The organism is Photorhabdus akhurstii (assembly GCF_018448925.1).
Lineage (GTDB): Bacteria > Pseudomonadota > Gammaproteobacteria > Enterobacterales > Enterobacteriaceae > Photorhabdus > Photorhabdus akhurstii.
In genome coordinates, this window is record NZ_RCWE01000002.1 from 413,462 (window position 1) to 431,176 (window position 17,715).

General features: G+C 40.9%; 14 protein-coding genes. 4 read left to right on the forward strand and 10 right to left on the reverse strand.

Annotated features, from left to right (window positions below; translation table 11 throughout):
- Window positions 1–2 precede the first annotated feature (2 nt).
- The 4 genes from oppB to EAE93_RS04415 all read right to left on the reverse strand — a co-directional run bounded on the left by oppB (window position 3) and on the right by EAE93_RS04415 (window position 5,620).
- A complete protein-coding gene (oppB, locus tag EAE93_RS04400) occupies window positions 3–923 on the reverse strand; it encodes an oligopeptide ABC transporter permease OppB (protein ID WP_214039160.1) in 921 nt (306 codons plus the stop codon).
- Between the two features lie 85 nt (window positions 924–1,008).
- Window positions 1,009–2,649 (reverse strand): oligopeptide ABC transporter substrate-binding protein OppA, encoded by a 1,641-nt coding sequence (gene oppA, locus EAE93_RS04405; protein ID WP_036805672.1) that lies wholly within the window; start codon window positions 2,647–2,649, stop codon window positions 1,009–1,011.
- 129 nt (window positions 2,650–2,778) lie between these two features.
- On the reverse strand, window positions 2,779–4,422 hold the full coding sequence (locus EAE93_RS04410) for an ABC transporter substrate-binding protein (protein ID WP_110090747.1): 1,644 nt from the start codon (window positions 4,420–4,422) through the stop codon (window positions 2,779–2,781).
- A 553-nt stretch (window positions 4,423–4,975) separates the two neighbouring features.
- Window positions 4,976–5,620, reverse strand: a complete 645-nt coding sequence (locus EAE93_RS04415; protein ID WP_036805668.1) for a YchE family NAAT transporter — start codon at window positions 5,618–5,620, stop codon at window positions 4,976–4,978.
- A gap of 410 nt (window positions 5,621–6,030) precedes the next feature.
- On the opposite strand from EAE93_RS04415, the gene adhE reads away from it, so the two are divergent.
- Window positions 6,031–8,664, forward strand: a complete 2,634-nt coding sequence (gene adhE, locus EAE93_RS04420; protein WP_214039161.1) for a bifunctional acetaldehyde-CoA/alcohol dehydrogenase — start codon at window positions 6,031–6,033, stop codon at window positions 8,662–8,664.
- Between the two features lie 128 nt (window positions 8,665–8,792).
- Here adhE and EAE93_RS04425 read toward each other — a convergent pair whose 3' ends face one another.
- On the reverse strand, window positions 8,793–9,398 hold the full coding sequence (locus tag EAE93_RS04425; protein ID WP_036805664.1) for a thymidine kinase: 606 nt from the start codon (window positions 9,396–9,398) through the stop codon (window positions 8,793–8,795).
- Between the two features lie 644 nt (window positions 9,399–10,042).
- Here EAE93_RS04425 and hns point away from each other — a divergent pair.
- Window positions 10,043–10,447 carry a histone-like nucleoid-structuring protein H-NS gene (hns, locus tag EAE93_RS04430; RefSeq protein ID WP_036777152.1) on the forward strand — a complete coding sequence of 135 codons (405 nt, stop codon included), beginning with the start codon at window positions 10,043–10,045 and terminating at the stop codon, window positions 10,445–10,447.
- 297 nt (window positions 10,448–10,744) lie between these two features.
- On the opposite strand, the gene EAE93_RS04435 is transcribed toward hns, so the two are convergent.
- From EAE93_RS04435 to rssB, 4 genes are all read right to left on the reverse strand, one after another.
- Window positions 10,745–11,758 (reverse strand): NAD-dependent epimerase, encoded by a 1,014-nt coding sequence (locus tag EAE93_RS04435; RefSeq protein ID WP_036805656.1) that lies wholly within the window; start codon window positions 11,756–11,758, stop codon window positions 10,745–10,747.
- An 8-nt stretch (window positions 11,759–11,766) separates the two neighbouring features.
- Complete coding sequence (locus tag EAE93_RS04440; RefSeq protein ID WP_036805653.1) at window positions 11,767–13,110, reverse strand: UDP-glucose dehydrogenase family protein; 1,344 nt, start codon at window positions 13,108–13,110, stop codon at window positions 11,767–11,769.
- 23 nt (window positions 13,111–13,133) lie between these two features.
- The gene (gene galU / locus EAE93_RS04445) at window positions 13,134–14,081 is read right to left on the reverse strand and encodes a UTP--glucose-1-phosphate uridylyltransferase GalU (protein ID WP_110090743.1); all 948 of its coding nucleotides are present in this window, start codon (window positions 14,079–14,081) and stop codon (window positions 13,134–13,136) included.
- A gap of 380 nt (window positions 14,082–14,461) precedes the next feature.
- Window positions 14,462–15,487 carry a two-component system response regulator RssB gene (rssB, locus tag EAE93_RS04450; protein ID WP_036777158.1) on the reverse strand — a complete coding sequence of 342 codons (1,026 nt, stop codon included), beginning with the start codon at window positions 15,485–15,487 and terminating at the stop codon, window positions 14,462–14,464.
- 157 nt (window positions 15,488–15,644) lie between these two features.
- Between rssB and EAE93_RS04455 the strand changes: the two genes are divergently transcribed.
- Together EAE93_RS04455 and purU are read left to right on the forward strand one after the other, a co-directional pair.
- Window positions 15,645–16,196: a YchJ family protein gene (locus EAE93_RS04455; RefSeq protein WP_214039162.1), complete on the forward strand. Its 552-nt coding sequence runs from the start codon at window positions 15,645–15,647 to the stop codon at window positions 16,194–16,196.
- A 45-nt stretch (window positions 16,197–16,241) separates the two neighbouring features.
- A complete protein-coding gene (gene purU, locus EAE93_RS04460; RefSeq protein WP_046397232.1) occupies window positions 16,242–17,090 on the forward strand; it encodes a formyltetrahydrofolate deformylase in 849 nt (282 codons plus the stop codon).
- A 177-nt stretch (window positions 17,091–17,267) separates the two neighbouring features.
- Here purU and EAE93_RS04465 read toward each other — a convergent pair whose 3' ends face one another.
- On the reverse strand, window positions 17,268–17,681 hold the full coding sequence (locus tag EAE93_RS04465; protein WP_036805649.1) for a type II toxin-antitoxin system HicB family antitoxin: 414 nt from the start codon (window positions 17,679–17,681) through the stop codon (window positions 17,268–17,270).
- Window positions 17,682–17,715: the final 34 nt, after the last annotated feature.

Consider the following 17,715-nt stretch of genomic DNA (forward strand, 5'->3'; position numbering starts at 1 on the left):
TCTTAATAACGAATTTTCGGATCGATAACAGCGTACAACACATCAACAATCGCATTGAAAAAAATAGTCAAGCTACCAACTAAAATAGTCAGACTTAACACTAACGAATAGTCACGGTTTAATGCGCCATTAACAAACAATTGCCCTATTCCCGGCAACCCGAAGATCGTTTCAATCACCATCGAACCGGTAATAATGCCGACAAAAGCAGGCCCCATATAAGAGATAACCGGTAACAATGCGGGCTTTAAAGCATGGCGGAAAATGATGACACGTAATGGCAACCCCTTGGCACGCGCAGTACGGATAAAGTTAGAGTGCAACACTTCTATCATCGAACTACGGGTAATACGGGAGATACTGGCGATATAGGCCAAAGAGAGTGCTACCATCGGTAAAATTATATATTTTGGCGCACCGCCATTCCAACCTCCTCCCGGCAACCATTTAAGATGAATAGCAAACCCCAGTACTAGCAACGGTGCTACAACAAAACCTGGGATAACAACCCCCGTCATGGCGAATCCCATCACCGTATAATCCCACTTAGTATTTTGGTTAAGTGCAGCAATAACTCCGGCGCTGACCCCCAAGACAACCGCCATGATAAATGCCGAAGCCCCTAATTTAGCCGATACAGGAAACGCTGTTGCGACGAGATCGTTAACCGAGTAGTCCTTATATTTAAAAGAAGGCCCGAAATCTCCTTTAGTGAGTTGAATTAAGTAATCAAAATATTGTTTATAAATTGGGTCATTCAAATGATATTTCGCTTCAATGTTTGCCATCACTTCTGGCGGCAATTTCCGCTCGCCGGTAAATGGGCTGCCTGGCGCCAGCCGCATCATGAAAAACGAAATAGTGATAAGAATAAAAAGTGTCGGGATCGCCTCTAAACAACGGCGTAAAATAAACTTAAGCATCGCCCGTTCCTATGTGTTGGCCCTTAACCCTGGCCTTAAAATAATTTGGCACTAAAGCAGCCCTTTCCGGGCTGCTTTACAACGATTAGTGTTTGATAATATAAAAATCTTTGGTGTGTAAATTATCCAAAGGATCTTTCCCTGTATAGCCACCAACATAGGGCTTCACTAACCGGGTATTCACATAGTAATAAAGCGGGACAATAGCCGAATCTTTGTCTAACTGCGCTTCTGCTCTCTGGTAAACAGCAGCACGTTCATCATCTGTTGCCACTTTCAGAGATTCTTTCATCAGTTTATCAAACTCATCACTCTTATAATGAGATGTGTTATTACTACTATAAGAAAGCATTGAATTCAGGAATGAAGATGGTTCGTTATAATCCGCACACCACCCCGCACGAGCTACGTCATAATTCCCCTGATGTCGAGTATCAAGGAAAGTTTTCCACTCTTGGTTTTCTAAACGAACATCAGCACCTAAATTTTTCTTCCAAATAGAAGCTACCGCGATTGCAATTTTCTTATGCAGATCGGAAGTGTTATAAAGCAAGTTAAATTTCAGTGGGTTATCTCTATTATAACCTGCTTCCGCCAGTAATTTTTTGGCCTCCTGGTTGCGCTGTTCCTGACTCCAACCAGTAAACCACACCGGTTTCATCTCTTTCATACCATCAGTAACCGGCGGTGTATAACCGGAAGCCGGGATATCACCTTGTGCTTTTACTTTATTGGTCACAATGTCTCGGTCCATAGCCAATTTCAGTGCGGTACGGACGCGGGGATCATTAAATGGGGGTTTTTCGTTATTAATTTCGTAGTAATACGTACATAAATGTGGGTTAATATGCAACTCGTTCGGGATCTCTTTTTTCAGTTTCTGGAATAGCTCAATTGGCAAATTAGTATAAGTCATATCAATTTCGCCACTGCGATAACGGTTCACATCCGTAACCTCTGACGAAATTGGCAGGAAAGTTACCTGATCAATAACAGTATTTTTGTTATCCCAGTATGTCGGGCTACGCTCCATCACAATACGTTCGTTGACTATCCAATTTTTCAGTTTATAAGCCCCATTACCGACAAAATTCTGTGGCTGAGTCCATTTTTCGCCATATTTTTCTACCGTAGCTTTATGCACCGGTGACATGGAAGAGTGAGCCAAAAGCCTTGGTAAATAAGGAACCGCTTCGCTCAATGTAAGCTGCAATGTATAGTCATCCAGCGCCTTTACTCCCAGAGCATCTGGTTTCTTTTTGCCACCGATAATGTCATCAATATTGGTGATATGGGCATACTGGAGATAACTTTCATAGGGAGAAGCAGTATTAGGATCGGCCAGACGTTGCCAACTGTAAACAAAATCATGGGCCGTGACAGGATCACCATTAGACCACTTAGAATCTTTACGCATATGGAATGTCCAGACGGTAAAGTCTTTATTTTCCCAACTGGTCGCAGAACCTGGCAAAATTTCGCCATTCGGGCCAACGATGACAACACCTTCAAACAGATCACGGGCCAAATGTGATTCTGGCACTCCTTCAATCTTATGTGGATCTAACGATTGCGGTTCAGAGCCGTTATTACGGACTAAAACCTGTTTATCAGCCAATTGAACGCCATCAGGCACTTTTGCAGCAAAGACCTGACTTGCCATTACCATACTCAGTGCAGCGCTGATGCTGGCAGTAAGTAGTCTCTTTTTCGTTGTGTTTATCATCTTTTTCTACTCCAATTTTATACCGTCAGACTTGTTCGGCCGACGGCCCAGAAATAAGGGGTGGATTACTACCCGCATCCAAAAGGAACGATTTTGTTTGCAGGATCTCAGTAACTCTTTTGAATAAAGCTACTGTTTAATTTTTTTCATATACAGTCGCTTAATATCCATATAATCCAATGGGTCTTTCCCTGAAAACCCTCCCACTGATGGGCTAACAAGCCGTACACTCACCCGGTAATAAACGGGAATCAGCACCGAGTCTTTATCCAGTTGAAACTCAGCTTGTTGGTATAATTTCTTACGCTCAATAGCGTCCTTAGCGATTAATGCCTGTTCCAGATAGCTATCAAAATTTTTATTCTGATAGAAAGCCGTGTTATTACTGCTGTCTGACAGCAACATGTTTAAAAATGCTGTAGGTTCATTGTAATCAGCACACCAGGTTGCTCTGGTCACCTCATAATTCCCTTGATGGCGGCTTTCAAGAGAGGTTTTCCATTCCTGATTCTGTAAAATCACATCCGCTCCCAAATTCTTTTTCCACATGGATGCGGCGGCGATAGCCTGCTGTTTATTTTGCTCAGAGGTGTTGTATAGCAATGTGAACTTCAATGGATTCGCCTGATTGAAACCGGCCTGAGCTAACAATTCTCTGGCGCGTTTATTGCGCTGTTCCTGTGTCCAATTAGCCCATTCTGGCTTAACAAAATCGCCGCCACCGATAAATGTTGGCGTAAAACCATAAGCCGGTATTTGCCCCTGCCCCATAATTTTTCCGGCAATAATATCCCTATCGAGACTTAACTTGACGGCTTCGCGGACTCTGACATCAGTAAACGGCGGTTTTTTATTGTTAATTTCGTAATAAAACGTACAAAGGTAAGGACTGACGCGAACCTGATCAGGAATCTCTTTCTTCATTTTCTGATACAGCGTCGGGGGAATAGCGCTGTTGGTGATATTTATCTCTCCACTGCGATAGCGGTTAATATCACTGGTTTCAGATTGAAGGGGTAAAAGAGTCGCTTGATCAATAACTGTTTTTGCATTGTTCCAATATCGAGGGTTGCGTTCGATCACTATCCGCTCATTGACCACCCACTCTTTCAACGAATACGCCCCATTACCGACATAATTTTCTGGCAACGTCCATTTATTACCCAACTTTTCAACTACATCCTTTTTCACCGGTTTCATTGCCGTATGACTGAGCATACTGACGAAATAAGGCACGGGATGCGTCAGAGTCACCTGTAAACGATGATCATCCAGCGCTTTTACGCCCAACTGATCAGGCGATTTTTTGCCCCTCAGAACATCACCAACATTTTCAACGTAAGCATATTGAAGATAGCTGGCATAAGGTGAACCCACTTTGGGATCAGCTAATCGCTGCCAGCTATAGACAAAATCGTGGGCAGTGACAGGCGTTCCATCACTCCATTTAGCATTATCACGCAGATAAAAAGTCCATACCTTGTAATCCTGATTTTCCCAATGGGTGGCAACGCCTGGCACAACTACTCCCTCGGAGCCGGTACTTACTAACCCTTCCAGGAGATTAAGAATAATGTTGGTTTCTGGTACGCCTTCGACTTTATGCGGATCAAGCGAAGCAACCTCTGTGCCATTATTAATAATAATTTTCTGCTTATCCGCAAGTTTCACACCATCTGGAAGTTCAGCGGCAGACACGGCTGTAACAGAAAATGCTGATGATAAAAATATACAGCAAATAAACTTATATAATTTTAATTGTTTGATCTTCATTTTTTACCTCCAATTTGATGGACTTGTTCATTCCACATATCCCATCAAGGCCGGTATCTTCACATTATTTAGCCCAAAGTAACGGATTAAATATTAAAGCGGACTTATCATATCAACTGTTAAAATATCGCGCCCATATTGCAAAAATCATCCTTACAAACAACTTAGTGCGACCTATTACATTAATTGATAAAACACGCCAATAACCACTATAACTAACTGATATTTATAAAATTACCAACTTTAAACTTAACTAAAATAGTAAACAAAGCTAGACCAAAGATGAAAATAAACATAATTTTAACAAATTGCAATCAATGCAAATTAAAAACCTACATTCATCACAAAACAGTGGTGGAAGCAACCAGTTACACATTGAACTAGCAGGAAAGAATAATTTAGAAAAATATTGGGTTATTTGTATAAAATTCAGGGAGTACCGGTAAAAGAAGTGAGAAAAGCCTATGATATAAGCTTTATAATAAAAATGATAAGAATATTATAATTTGTAATTTCACAAGAAAGAAACTAACACCTTTTATCGTAAATCATATCAAAGCAACCCTGGGAATAGCGCTCTGATCCCTGTCACAATCAGTTCAATTCCCAAAGACATCAACAGCAGCCCCATAATTCGAGTGATAACGTTAATACCTGTTTGCCCCAGATATTTGACGACTAAAGGTGCAGACCGAAATAATAACCAGCAGCAAAAAGCAAACAATGCACTGGTAAGCACCAACCCAAGAAAATTCTGCCATCCCTGATAACGAGAACTCCAGACAATACAAGAACTGATTGCACCGGGGCCTGCCATTAGCGGCAATGCCAGCGGCACAACACCAACACTTTCTCTAATGGCGGTTTCCGACTTTTCCTGCTTATTCTGTTTGTCCTCTCCAAGCTTGCCGTTAATCATCGACATCGCGATGGTCACCACCAAAATTCCGCCTGCAATACGAAAAGAGTCAATGGAAATGCCGAACATACGTAGTATTGAGTCACCTAACAGTAAAGCTGTCCATAAAATGATGGCAACAGAAGTATTGGCAATCAAGTTAGTTCTATTACGAGCCGACTGGGCTTGGTAGTGAGTCATACTGATAAAAACCGGCAAAATACCAACAGGATTGACCAGTGCAAACAACCCAACAAAAAACTTAATGTAACCAGAAAGATCCAGCAGTAAGTCACCCACAAATAACCTCTACAAAGTTACGCTGTGTTATTAAAAACACTCTCATGATTGTTCACCCAAAAATCATAGAAAACTTAATTTTTTCTTCACTTTATACTGGTAAAGTTCCATTTTCCATCGACCGAAACGTATTTTACAATTTAAAATATCTTATATAACAAGTTGTTAACCCAATATTTTCATCAGATTAGAAATTTAACCTTATTAACTCTAATTTACACCCATCCAATAATAACTATCACCGACCTAAGCTGAAAGGAGTCAGCTTGGGGTTTATGTGATTAAGATCAATATATATTTAATACCAAATGGTAACCTGTAGCTACCAAAAAATCACCAGGCTAAATAGTCTAAAAAATACTTATTCATTGATATTAAAAGATTTTTAATATTTTCAGGAGTACTTCTTTATGACTGTAACTCATGTTACTGAACTGGGCGAACTGGTTGCTAGGGTAAAAAAAGCACAACGTGAATTTGCTAACTTTTCTCAGGAGCAAGTTGACAAAATCTTCCGCGCTGCGGCTCTTGCAGCAGCAGACGCACGTATCCCTTTAGCAAAATTAGCTGTAGCAGAATCTGGTATGGGCATTGTCGAAGACAAAGTGATCAAAAACCACTTTGCTTCCGAATATATCTATAACGCTTATAAAGATGAAAAAACCTGCGGCATTTTGTCTGAAAACAAAACATTCGGCACCATCACTATCGCTGAACCTATTGGCTTAATTTGCGGTATTGTGCCAACCACAAACCCAACATCTACCGCTATTTTTAAGGCTCTTATCAGCCTAAAAACCCGTAACGGTATTATTTTTTCCCCACACCCACGTGCCAAAAAAGCAACAACCAAAGCAGCAGAATTGGTTCTGTCCGCTGCGGTTGCGGCAGGGGCGCCAAAAGATATTATTGGCTGGATTGATGAACCCTCTGTTGAACTTTCCAATGCATTGATGCATCACCAGGATATCAATCTGATCCTGGCAACCGGTGGTCCAGGGATGGTCACAGCGGCATACAGCTCTGGCAAGCCCGCAATCGGCGTCGGTGCCGGCAACACCCCAGTTGTCATTGATGAATCGGCTGATATTAAACGTGCTATTGCGTCTATTCTGATGTCCAAAACCTTTGACAACGGCGTCATCTGTGCTTCAGAACAATCCGTTATCGTGGTGGATGCTGTTTATGAACAGGTCCGTAAACGATTTTTTACACATGGCGGTTATCTGTTACAAGGCGAGGAACTGAAAGCTGTTCAAGATATCATTCTAAAAAACGGTTCTCTAAATGCGGAGATTGTTGGCCAACCTGCAACAAAAATTGCCGAAATGGCAGGCATCCATGTTCCGGAAAGGACCAAAATCTTGATTGGCGAAGTGAGTTTGATTGATGAAACAGAACCCTTTGCTCACGAAAAACTATCCCCGTTGCTCGCTATGTATCGTGGTAATAGTTTTGAAGATGCCGTAGAAAAGGCAGAAAAATTGGTTGAAATGGGTGGAATTGGTCACACTTCCTGCTTGTATACCGATCAGGACAATCAGGCGGCACGAATCAAGTATTTCGGCGATAAAATGAAAACGGCTCGTATTCTAGTGAATACACCTGCTTCTCAGGGAGGTATCGGCGATCTCTACAATTTCAAGCTTGCTCCATCTCTGACACTAGGTTGTGGCTCCTGGGGAGGAAATTCCATCTCTGAAAATGTCGGGCCAAAACACCTCATCAACACCAAAACCGTGGCGAAAAGAGCAGAAAATATGTTGTGGCATAAACTTCCGAAATCAATTTACTTCCGTCGCGGTTCCCTGCCTGTGGCATTAGAAGAAGTTGCCACCGACGGTGCAAAACGCGCCTTTATCGTAACGGACCGTTTCTTATTCAATCATGGCTATGCTGATCAAGTCACTGATGTGCTGAAATCCCACGGGATAGAAACAGAAGTTTTCTTTGAAGTTGAAGCAGATCCGACTCTAAGCACTGTTCGTAAAGGTGCGGGACAAATGCACTCATTCAAACCGGACATTATTATCGCCTTGGGGGGAGGCTCCCCAATGGATGCGGCCAAAATCATGTGGGTGATGTATGAACACCCTGAAACTCATTTCGAGGAGTTAGCTCTACGATTTATGGATATCCGTAAGCGCATCTATAGATTCCCCAAAATGGGGGTTAAAGCGAAAATGGTCGCTATTACCACAACTTCCGGCACCGGTTCTGAAGTGACACCATTTGCAGTTGTCACTGACGATGCAACCGGTCAGAAATATCCACTGGCTGATTATGAATTGACTCCCAATATAGCTATCGTTGATGCCAATCTAGTAATGGATATGCCGAAATCACTCTGTGCTTTTGGTGGACTGGATTCCGTCACCCATGCTCTGGAAGCTTACGTATCGGTCTTAGCAAACGAATACTCTGACGGACAAGCACTACAAGCACTAAAACTACTAAAAGAGTTCCTGCCTGCCAGCTATCACGAAGGCGCCACTAACCCGGTTGCCCGTGAACGAGTTCATAATGCAGCAACTATCGCAGGGATTGCATTTGCTAATGCTTTCTTGGGCGTATGTCACTCAATGGCGCATAAACTAGGTTCTGAGTTCCATATTCCTCATGGCCTGGCTAACGCACTGCTAATTTGTAACGTTATTCGCTATAACGCTAACGATAACCCAACCAAACAGACTGCATTCAGCCAATATGACCGTCCACAGGCCCGCCGCCGTTATGCTGAAATTGCCGATCATCTCGGTTTATCCGCTACTGGTGACCGGACTGTCACAAAAATTGAAAAATTATTAGCTTGGCTAGAAAAACTCAAATCTGAGCTAGGTATTCCAACATCTATCCGCGAAGCGGGCGTTCAAGAGGCTGACTTCCTGGCAAAAATTGATAAATTATCTGAGGATGCCTTCGACGACCAATGTACCGGCGCTAACCCACGCTACCCACTGATTTCTGAGCTGAAACAATTGCTGTTGGATTCATACTATGGACGAGAATTCACTGAAACCATCGCAGCAGAAGAAAGCCGATAAGAACAAATTTATTAACTGATTGAATATCACTTAAGGGTGCTGATATCAGCGCCCTTTAACTTACCTCTGCCCTATTGTTAATACAAACTCTCAAACAGAACATCTGACCGCTTCACAGAAAAGCGCCATTACATGTTGCTTCTTTCGCTTTTCCTCGCCTCACTGACAGCATCCATATAGTGCTTACGGCAAACAGAAACATATTTTTCATTGCCGCCGATATCAACTTGTTCGCCATCATAAATGACCACACCTTCGCTATCCAAACGTAATGTACGGTTTGCCTTGCGTCCACAGTGACAAATAGTTTTCAACTCAACTAACTTATCAGCCCACGCCAAAAGATACTGGCTACCGCTAAAAAGCTCGCCTCTAAAATCAGTTCTCAGCCCATAACAAAGAACCGGAATATCATCATAGTCAGTCACCTTACATAGCTGTTCAATCTGTGCTTTCGTGAGAAAATGGCACTCATCAATCAGCACACAATGCACTTTTGCCTGCTTATTTTCATTTCTGATCAACACGCCAATATCCGTCTGTTGACTAAACAGAAGTGCATCAGAAGATAATCCAATCCGAGAATTAACTTTGCCCTTTTCAAACCGGGTGTCAATTTCTGCGGTAAACACCAGCGTTCTCATCCCTCTTTCATTATAGTTATAAGAGGATTGCAACAGGGATGTCGATTTCCCAGCATTCATTGCGGAGTAATAAAAATAAAGTTGAGCCATCAGCCCTACCCCTTAACAAAATTTATAAAGCCATATAGTCAGATGAGTTTACCATAAACTTTCGTCGTGATTATCCATCCCAGTAAGCTACACCGGTTGATATAGCGAAATATTTAGCTTAGTGATGTCTTAATGATTCATGACCACCATCACACCAGCCAAGTAATAAAGCGCATTTGAATGACAAATGTTCATGTTTAAATTAAGAAACGAAAGCCAGACTGATTTGTTGCATATCGTATGCAAATTAATAATGTGCGTGATTGACTTCCAGAAAACGGTAACAGTAAATCAGCGATAACTCATGGATTAGTCATAAGTTTTTTTTAACTTAGTATTATTCTGCTTTAGCAGGTATGATAAGAAACAGTTAAAATTACTTACCGATTTAGTATATACCTGGTTTATAAATTAGAGAGATTATCATGTCCCCCCTTTGTTAAAGGTACCCTGAACATGTTATTGGGGAATGACAATCGAAATAGCTGTATAAAAAGCGCTATATAACTTTTGTAAAGAAATTACGTTTAAAAAAAAGAGCCATTTTATCCGAATATGATAAATTGACTATTGCAGAAAATAAAATAGCATTCTATTATTATATCCACATCAGCCATCATCATTAATAATTTGAGACCAGGACAATGAGCGATTTAAAAACCCTAAATAACATCCGTACTTTACGAGCTCAAGCAAGAGAATGCCAACTTGAGTTCTTGGATGAAATACTTGAAAAACTGACCGTCGTTGTTGAAGAGCGTCGTGAAGAAGAAAGTCAGGTACAAGCTGAATTAGAAGAACGTACACGTAAATTGGAAGAAGTTCGTAAAATGATTCTTGACCAAGGAATTGATCCAAGCGAATTACTTCAGACAATGAGCGCCGGCAAATCTGCTGGTAAAACGAAACGTCCTGCTCGTCCAGCTAAATACCAATATGTTGATACAAACGGTGAAACTAAAACTTGGACTGGCCAAGGACGTACACCTGCTGTTATCAAAAAAGCAATTGAAGAAGAAGGAAGAACTCTGGAAAGTTTCTTACTCTAATTCATTGTTTTTAAAGTTAATTTAATTAAAAACACCCTTTTAAAATAGAAGGGTGTTTTTATTATTAAACAGCTTAGATAACAAAAGAATTAATGTCTCTCGAATGAGCGTGTATAAGTATCCTTGGGAAGGATTTAGTCGGATTGCACGTTTTTCTATCATTTCTTTACGATAAAGCAGGCTAGTTACTCGTTTAGCCAATGCCTAGGTAAATTAATAGTCAAACAGGCGCAACTATTTACTTCCCTCTGGTCACTGTCGTTGATTCAATAGATAAGGAGCCAATGGCTCCTTATCTTATTTAGACTTATGATAGAAACTCAAATACCACTCTACAAACTGCTTCACACCCTGCTTCACAGGTGTATTCGGTGCAAACCCTATTTTTTGAAAAATGTCACTTGAATCAGCACAGGTCGACAGAACATCACCATCTTGCATGGGCATAAAATTTTTCTTAGCCTGAATGCCTAATGATTCTTCTATGGCTTCAATAAAATCACCTAGTCTAGTTGGTTGACCATTACCAATATTATAAATACAGTAAGGGGCAGAGCTGGCAGATATTTGCCCATCTTCAACCGTCCAGCTCTCATTTGGTACGGGAATGATGTCTTGCAATCTGATTATCGATTCAACAATATCATCTATATAAGTAAAATCTCTAACCATCTTACCGTGGTTATAAACATCAATAGGCTGTCCTGATAACATAGCCTTGGTGAACTTAAATAAAGCCATATCAGGACGTCCCCACGGGCCATATACGGTAAAAAAACGCAAGCCTGTCGTTGGCAACTGATAAAGATGAGAGTAACTGTGAGACATTAATTCATCTGACTTTTTCGTTGCCGCATATAGTGAAACTGGATGATCAACTGAATCGTTTGTAGAAAACGGTTGCTTTCTATTTAATCCATAAACAGAACTAGAAGAAGAATATAATAAATGCTCAACATTATTGTGACGGCAACCTTCCAAAATATTGATATGCCCTATTATATTCGAATCAATGTAAGCCATTGGGTTTTGCAACGAATAGCGAACACCCGCCTGAGCTCCTAGATGGATAACCCGCTGGAATTGGTGCCGAGAAAAAAGATCAGGAATGGCTATTCTGTCAGCCAAATCCAGCTTTTCAAATTTAAAACCTGGCTTATCAAATAATAGATCTAACCGTGCTTGTTTGAGACTCACATCATAATAGTCATTAAGGTTGTCGATACCTACAACCTCATGCCCCATTTGCAATAATCTCTGGCTCACATGAAAGCCAATAAAACCAGCAGCGCCTGTAACTAAGAATTTCATTGTATTACTCAGATAACCGGATTAATGGATGCGCCACGACCAATCCCATAATAAGTAAAACCCCGGGATTGCAGGCGCTCAGGATCATAGAGATTTCGGCCATCAAAGATAACCGGCGTCTTGAGAGACTCTTTTATGACATCAAAATCTGGCGCACGAAAACTTTGCCATTCAGTACAAATGATCAAGGCATCGGCCCCTTTCAGCGCCGCTTCTTTAGTCCCCATCAAGAATAAATCATCGCGCTGACCATAAATACGCTGAGCTTCCTGCATCGCCTCCGGATCGTAAGCCTGTATTTTGGCTCCCGCCTGCCATAATGCTTCCATCAAAACACGGCTTGACGCTTCACGCATATCATCAGTATTCGGTTTGAACGACAATCCCCAGACAGAAAATGTCTTACCGGATAAATCTTCACCGAAATGGCGCGTGACAAAAGAGGGCAATTTATGCTTTTGCAGTTCGTTCACTTGCTCTACGGCACGAAGAATTCTAGGCTGATAACCAATTTGCTCTGCGGTACGAATCAACGCCTGCACATCTTTTGGGAAACAGGAGCCACCATAACCACAGCCCGGATAGATAAAATGATAGCCAATACGGGAATCAGAACCAATTCCTTGACGAACATGCTCAATATCAGCGCCAAGCATTTCTGCTAAATTAGATATCTCATTCATAAAACTGATTTTCGTTGCCAACATACAATTAGCAGCATACTTCGTCAGTTCTGCGCTACGGATATCCATCACAATCATACGATCATGATTACGATTAAACGGTTCGTACAATTCATGCATCAGGTCAACAACTCTTTCATTGTCACACCCAATAATAATCCGCTCAGGGCGCATACAATCTGCAACGGCCGCTCCTTCTTTAAGGAACTCAGGGTTAGAAACCACATCAAATGGAATATCAATATTACGTTGACGCAAAGTCTCATTAACAACAACATTAACTTTATCCGCGGTACCAACAGGAACCGTAGACTTATCAATAATGACCTTATAGCTCTCCATATATTCCGCAATAGTACGAGCTACCGCTGTCACATACTTTAAATCTGCTGAACCATCTTCATCAGGAGGCGTGCCGACAGCAATAAATTGTAATTTACCGTGCGCAACACCGGCCTTTGCATCCGTACTAAAATTCAGGCGGCCTTCTTCATAGTTTTTTTTAACCAGTGGAGCTAAACCAGGTTCAAAAATGGGAATTTGACCATTTTTCAAATTTTCAACTTTATTCGCATCTATATCAATACAAAGAACATCATGACCGACTTCTGCTAAAACCGCCGCCTGAACTAAGCCAACATAACCGATACCAAATACCGTAACTTTCATATAATACCTAAATTTCCGTAAAATTATTCTTTAACCCGATCCTGCAAAGCCATTAACCAATCAGTAAACTCTTTGCCCAAAGTATGATGTTTCATACCATACCGGACAAATGCTTGCATATAACCAAGTTTATTGCCGCAATCATGGCTTACACCCTGCAAGTGATAGGCTTCCACAGACTCCTTTTCTATTAACATCGCAATTGCATCAGTAAGTTGAATTTCATCACCGGCACCTGGTGCTGTTTTTGCTAATAATGGCCAAATTTTCTCGGACAACACATAACGGCCAACAATAGAAAGATTTGATGGCGCTTCTTTCGGTTCAGGTTTTTCAACTACACGCTTAATTGGTTTGCTATCACCGGGTTGCAGATTTTCTCCCTGGCAATCGACAATACCATAACTAGAGACCTCTTCATGAGGTACAGGTTCTACTAATATTTGGCTAGCGCCCGTTTCATTATACCGGACCAACATTTCGCTCAGATTATATTTAGTCAGATCCGTACTAAACTCATCAAGAATAACATCAGGGAGTATCACAGCAAAAGGTTCATCACCAATTAAAGGCTTGGCGCATAACACCGCATGCCCTAATCCTTTAGCAATTCCCTGACGAGTTTGCATAATGGTGACATGACTTGGACAAATAGATTGAACTTCATCCAACAACTGACGCTTCACCCTTTTCTCAAGGATAGCCTCTAACTCAAAACTGGTATCAAAATGGTTTTCAATTGAATTTTTTGATGAATGGGTCACCAAGATAATTTCATTAATGCCAGCGGCAATACATTCATTAACGACATACTGAATAAGCGGTTTATCCACTAAAGGCAACATCTCTTTAGGAATTGCTTTCGTAGCAGGCAACATCCTCGTTCCCAAACCCGCTACTGGAATAACGGCTTTCTTTACTATTTTTTCTACTGATGGTTTGTTTACCGATAGTTCGTTTACCGATGGCATTAATCTTTCTCCCGATGTTTTTTGGCTGAAACAAATCCGTTTTCAACTCAAAATCAGTGCCGATTCTTTAATAAGGCATCATTATTACTGATTATTTTATGTCAATAAACCGAGCGCAGAAACCGGTGCATACACAGAGTTCACTGCTTTGTTTACCCCTCTGACCACGCAAAAAGTTATCACTTTTACCTGAGCAACGCTAAATCCGCTCTTTGTACCAAAGAGCGGCAAATAAAATAGCCTGATTAGATAGATTCCAAGCATAATAGGCCAAGTATACCAGCTAATTCCCTCCGATAAACAGCACCATTCTGTTTAATTACATTACCGTGACCTAATGTTTAAAATCCATTTTAAACAAAATTCCACCTTGGTAATATTCACCCAGAATACATTGAAGAAAGCATCAGATTTATTTGACTATTTGTATTCCAAATCCGACATTGCCATTCAGCACTATGCGAACAAACCTGATTCGAACAAATCGTTCTCAACGTCCCAAGAGGAACACCACTATCTAATTGGATTTGACGATTACCCGATTTAATACTGGCATGTAACCCTGCGGAAGTGAGCAAAACCGTTTTATTGATTGTATGATAATACCCAAGCAGCAATGGAAATTGCCCTTGTAACCCCGCACCTGCCAACAAATTATTAATTCTATTTAGAATACCTGCCATACTGGGTAAACGCCGGGAATGGTGAACGATATGCTCTTGCAACAAACTGTTAAATACGACTCTAAGTAATAATGCCGAAATCACACCATACTCTTTTGAGCGGCTAATATCTAGACAATAAAAAGCCAATTCATTGTCAGATAACGCCGCCATATCGAGAATCAATCCTGGTTTATCAATCATATTCAATTTTCGGTAATTCACTTTACAGTGAGCGATAACTTGAGACACTGGAGGTTGTAACTGCTTAAGCATATTTAATGCTTCATCTGAATTATGCTTTAGCGTTAACCAATCCTTATTCAAGTTATTCTGCTCAATCGCGCCAGACATAAAGACCGTAGGATGTAAATAGGCCAACACCGATTTTTTTATCTCATTAAGATCTGAAACAGGTTTTAATAAAACATCTTTTGCTCCCAAACGAAGCACCTCATCAATTTCGGCCATCTTGTTAGTTGCTGAAATAATAATAACCGGAATACTAATACCCTCACTCGTCAATTTCGCAATAAATTCAATGCCATTCATAACCGGCATATCCAAATCACATAAAATAAGTTCAATATGAGCTTCGCGTCCTAGCACCTGTAGTGCAACAGCCCCATTAGATGCGACTAATACCTTAGCGCCCAACGTTTGCAAATACCCTGCCAGCAAAGAACAAAAAACGGGTTCGTCCTCCACAATCAGAATTTTTTTGCCTGCCAATGCCTTTTCCATAAATGCGCTCCCTTACCTTAATATTGCGACCTTCACCTTTTCTTAGGTACTATCACTCATATTAGTTCAATTAAGTGACTATCATTTGTTCTCTTACGTTTCTTTGCAATAGAAAACCCATAAAAATGATATTTCACCTTTTACAATTGGAGTTATTTTGACAGAGCTATGTCCTTGTGGTAGTGGAATAGATTTTGCGGATTGCTGTTCCCCTTATCTCCAAAACATAAAATTTGCCCCGACAGCCGAATCACTGATGCGTTCTCGATACAGTGCCTATGTAAAGCACAACGCCGATTATCTTATTACCAGTTGGCATCCTGACTGCCAGGCTGAAAAGTGGCGTTTAGATCTAGAACAGAGTTTTATTGTTACCCAATGGCTCGGACTAAATGTTATTACAACTGAAAAAGGCAAAAATGATAACGAAGCCTATGTTGAATTTTCAGCTTGCTTTCTTGATCAGAAATCCCAAGATAAGCAACTTATTCATGAGCGTTCACGTTTTCTTCGTATAGACCAGCGTTGGTACTATATTGATGGTGTAAAACCTATTGATGGTGTAAAACCCATTGATGGTGTAAAACCCATTGATGGTGTAAAACCCATTGATGGTATAAAACCTATTGATGGCGTAAAACCTCAAATTGGCCGTAATAGCCTCTGCCCATGTGGTTCAGGTAAAAAGTATAAAAAATGTTGTGGTTAAGATCCACAAACAGAAAACGCAAAATATTTAAGGACAATCCCATTCATGCAACATCAACATATACAAAAGAAAATTCTACGCACTATTTGCCCTGACGCCAAAGGACTGATCGCCAAAATTACGAATATTTGCTACAAACACCAACTGAATATAGTTCAGAATAATGAATTCGTCGATCATCGCACCGGCCGCTTTTTTATGCGTACTGAGCTTGAAGGAATTTTCAATGATGAGACATTTCTTGCTGATTTAGATGATGCGCTTCCGGTGGGTTCTCAACGGGAATTAAATAGTGCGGGGCGTCGGCGTATTGTCATTATGGTGACAAAAGAAGCGCATTGTCTTGGGGATTTGCTCATGAAAAGCGCTTATGATGGGCTTGACGTTGAAATTGCCGCTGTTATCGGCAACCACGCAACATTACAATCGTTGGTTGAGCAATTTGGCATTCCTTTCCACTTGATTAGTCATGAAGGTTTAACCCGTGAACAACATGATGAAAAACTGATTGCCCAGATTGACCAATACAAACCTGACTACGTGGTATTAGCTAAATACATGCGAGTACTGACGCCAGAATTTGTCCAGCATTATCCAAATCAGATTATTAACATTCACCACTCCTTTTTACCTGCATTTATCGGGGCGCGTCCTTATCATCAGGCTTACGAGAGAGGGGTAAAAATCATCGGAGCAACCGCGCATTATGTGAATAATAACCTGGATGAAGGTCCAATTATTACTCAGAAGGTCATTAACATAGACCATACATACACTGCTGAAGATATGATGAGAGCGGGCCGGGATGTTGAAAAAAATGCTCTGAGCCATGCTCTATATTGGGTTCTTGCTCAGCGGGTTTTTGTTTACGGCAACCGTACTGTAATTCTTTAAAACTGAATTAATTAGGCCCAAAAGCAGCACACAGTAGCTACTTTTCAAGCACATGCTTTACAGCGGCGATTGATTTAATGTGATCCTAGCCGCTGTAAGCAATAGCAGTGACTTTTCAAAAGTGGCAAGTCATCCTTCCCCCGCCACCACAAACAGACCGCTTATTTATTCACAACACTAAATACCGTTTTGCAATTCATGCAAAGCAGCCACTTGCAAAAAGTGGCTACGATTCTTATACAGGTTTGGACTTGCTTTAACTTGATCATCGATTTTCTTTGATAACAAATCAGGCAGAGTGACGTTGAATTTTGTCGATTTACCTAAATATGGTTCAACATCAATGTCAATTACAGCCCATGCCCACCCTGAGTATTCTTCATCTTTGATCCAGTAATCCAATGGCTTTGCTTCAGGGGGTAATTGGTTCATTTCGGCCAATAACTCTAAATGCCCAGAGATAGCTTCCTTGGCATTTTTTATTACATCCTCCATTGAATCACCTGCCGAGAAACAACCTGATATATCGGGCACAACCACGCCGTAAGCGTGGTTCTCATCACCAATTTCAATCGCAATAGGATATAACACGTTATACTCCTTTAATAATTTTAAGAAATTTGAT

Coding starts and splice junctions, on each gene's coding strand:
- EAE93_RS04425 (WP_036805664.1), bottom strand. CDS start 9,398: ATGGCTCAACTTTATTTTTATTACTCCGCAATGAATGCTGGGAAATCG.
- EAE93_RS04440 (WP_036805653.1), bottom strand. CDS start 13,110: ATGAAAGTTACGGTATTTGGTATCGGTTATGTTGGCTTAGTTCAGGCG.
- EAE93_RS04435 (WP_036805656.1), bottom strand. CDS start 11,758: ATGAAATTCTTAGTTACAGGCGCTGCTGGTTTTATTGGCTTTCATGTG.
- oppA (WP_036805672.1), bottom strand. CDS start 2,649: ATGATAAACACAACGAAAAAGAGACTACTTACTGCCAGCATCAGCGCT.
- oppB (WP_214039160.1), bottom strand. CDS start 923: ATGCTTAAGTTTATTTTACGCCGTTGTTTAGAGGCGATCCCGACACTT.
- hns (WP_036777152.1), top strand. CDS start 10,043: ATGAGCGATTTAAAAACCCTAAATAACATCCGTACTTTACGAGCTCAA.
- adhE (WP_214039161.1), top strand. CDS start 6,031: ATGACTGTAACTCATGTTACTGAACTGGGCGAACTGGTTGCTAGGGTA.
- EAE93_RS04410 (WP_110090747.1), bottom strand. CDS start 4,422: ATGAAGATCAAACAATTAAAATTATATAAGTTTATTTGCTGTATATTT.
- rssB (WP_036777158.1), bottom strand. CDS start 15,487: ATGGAAAAGGCATTGGCAGGCAAAAAAATTCTGATTGTGGAGGACGAA.
- purU (WP_046397232.1), top strand. CDS start 16,242: ATGCAACATCAACATATACAAAAGAAAATTCTACGCACTATTTGCCCT.
- galU (WP_110090743.1), bottom strand. CDS start 14,081: ATGCCATCGGTAAACGAACTATCGGTAAACAAACCATCAGTAGAAAAA.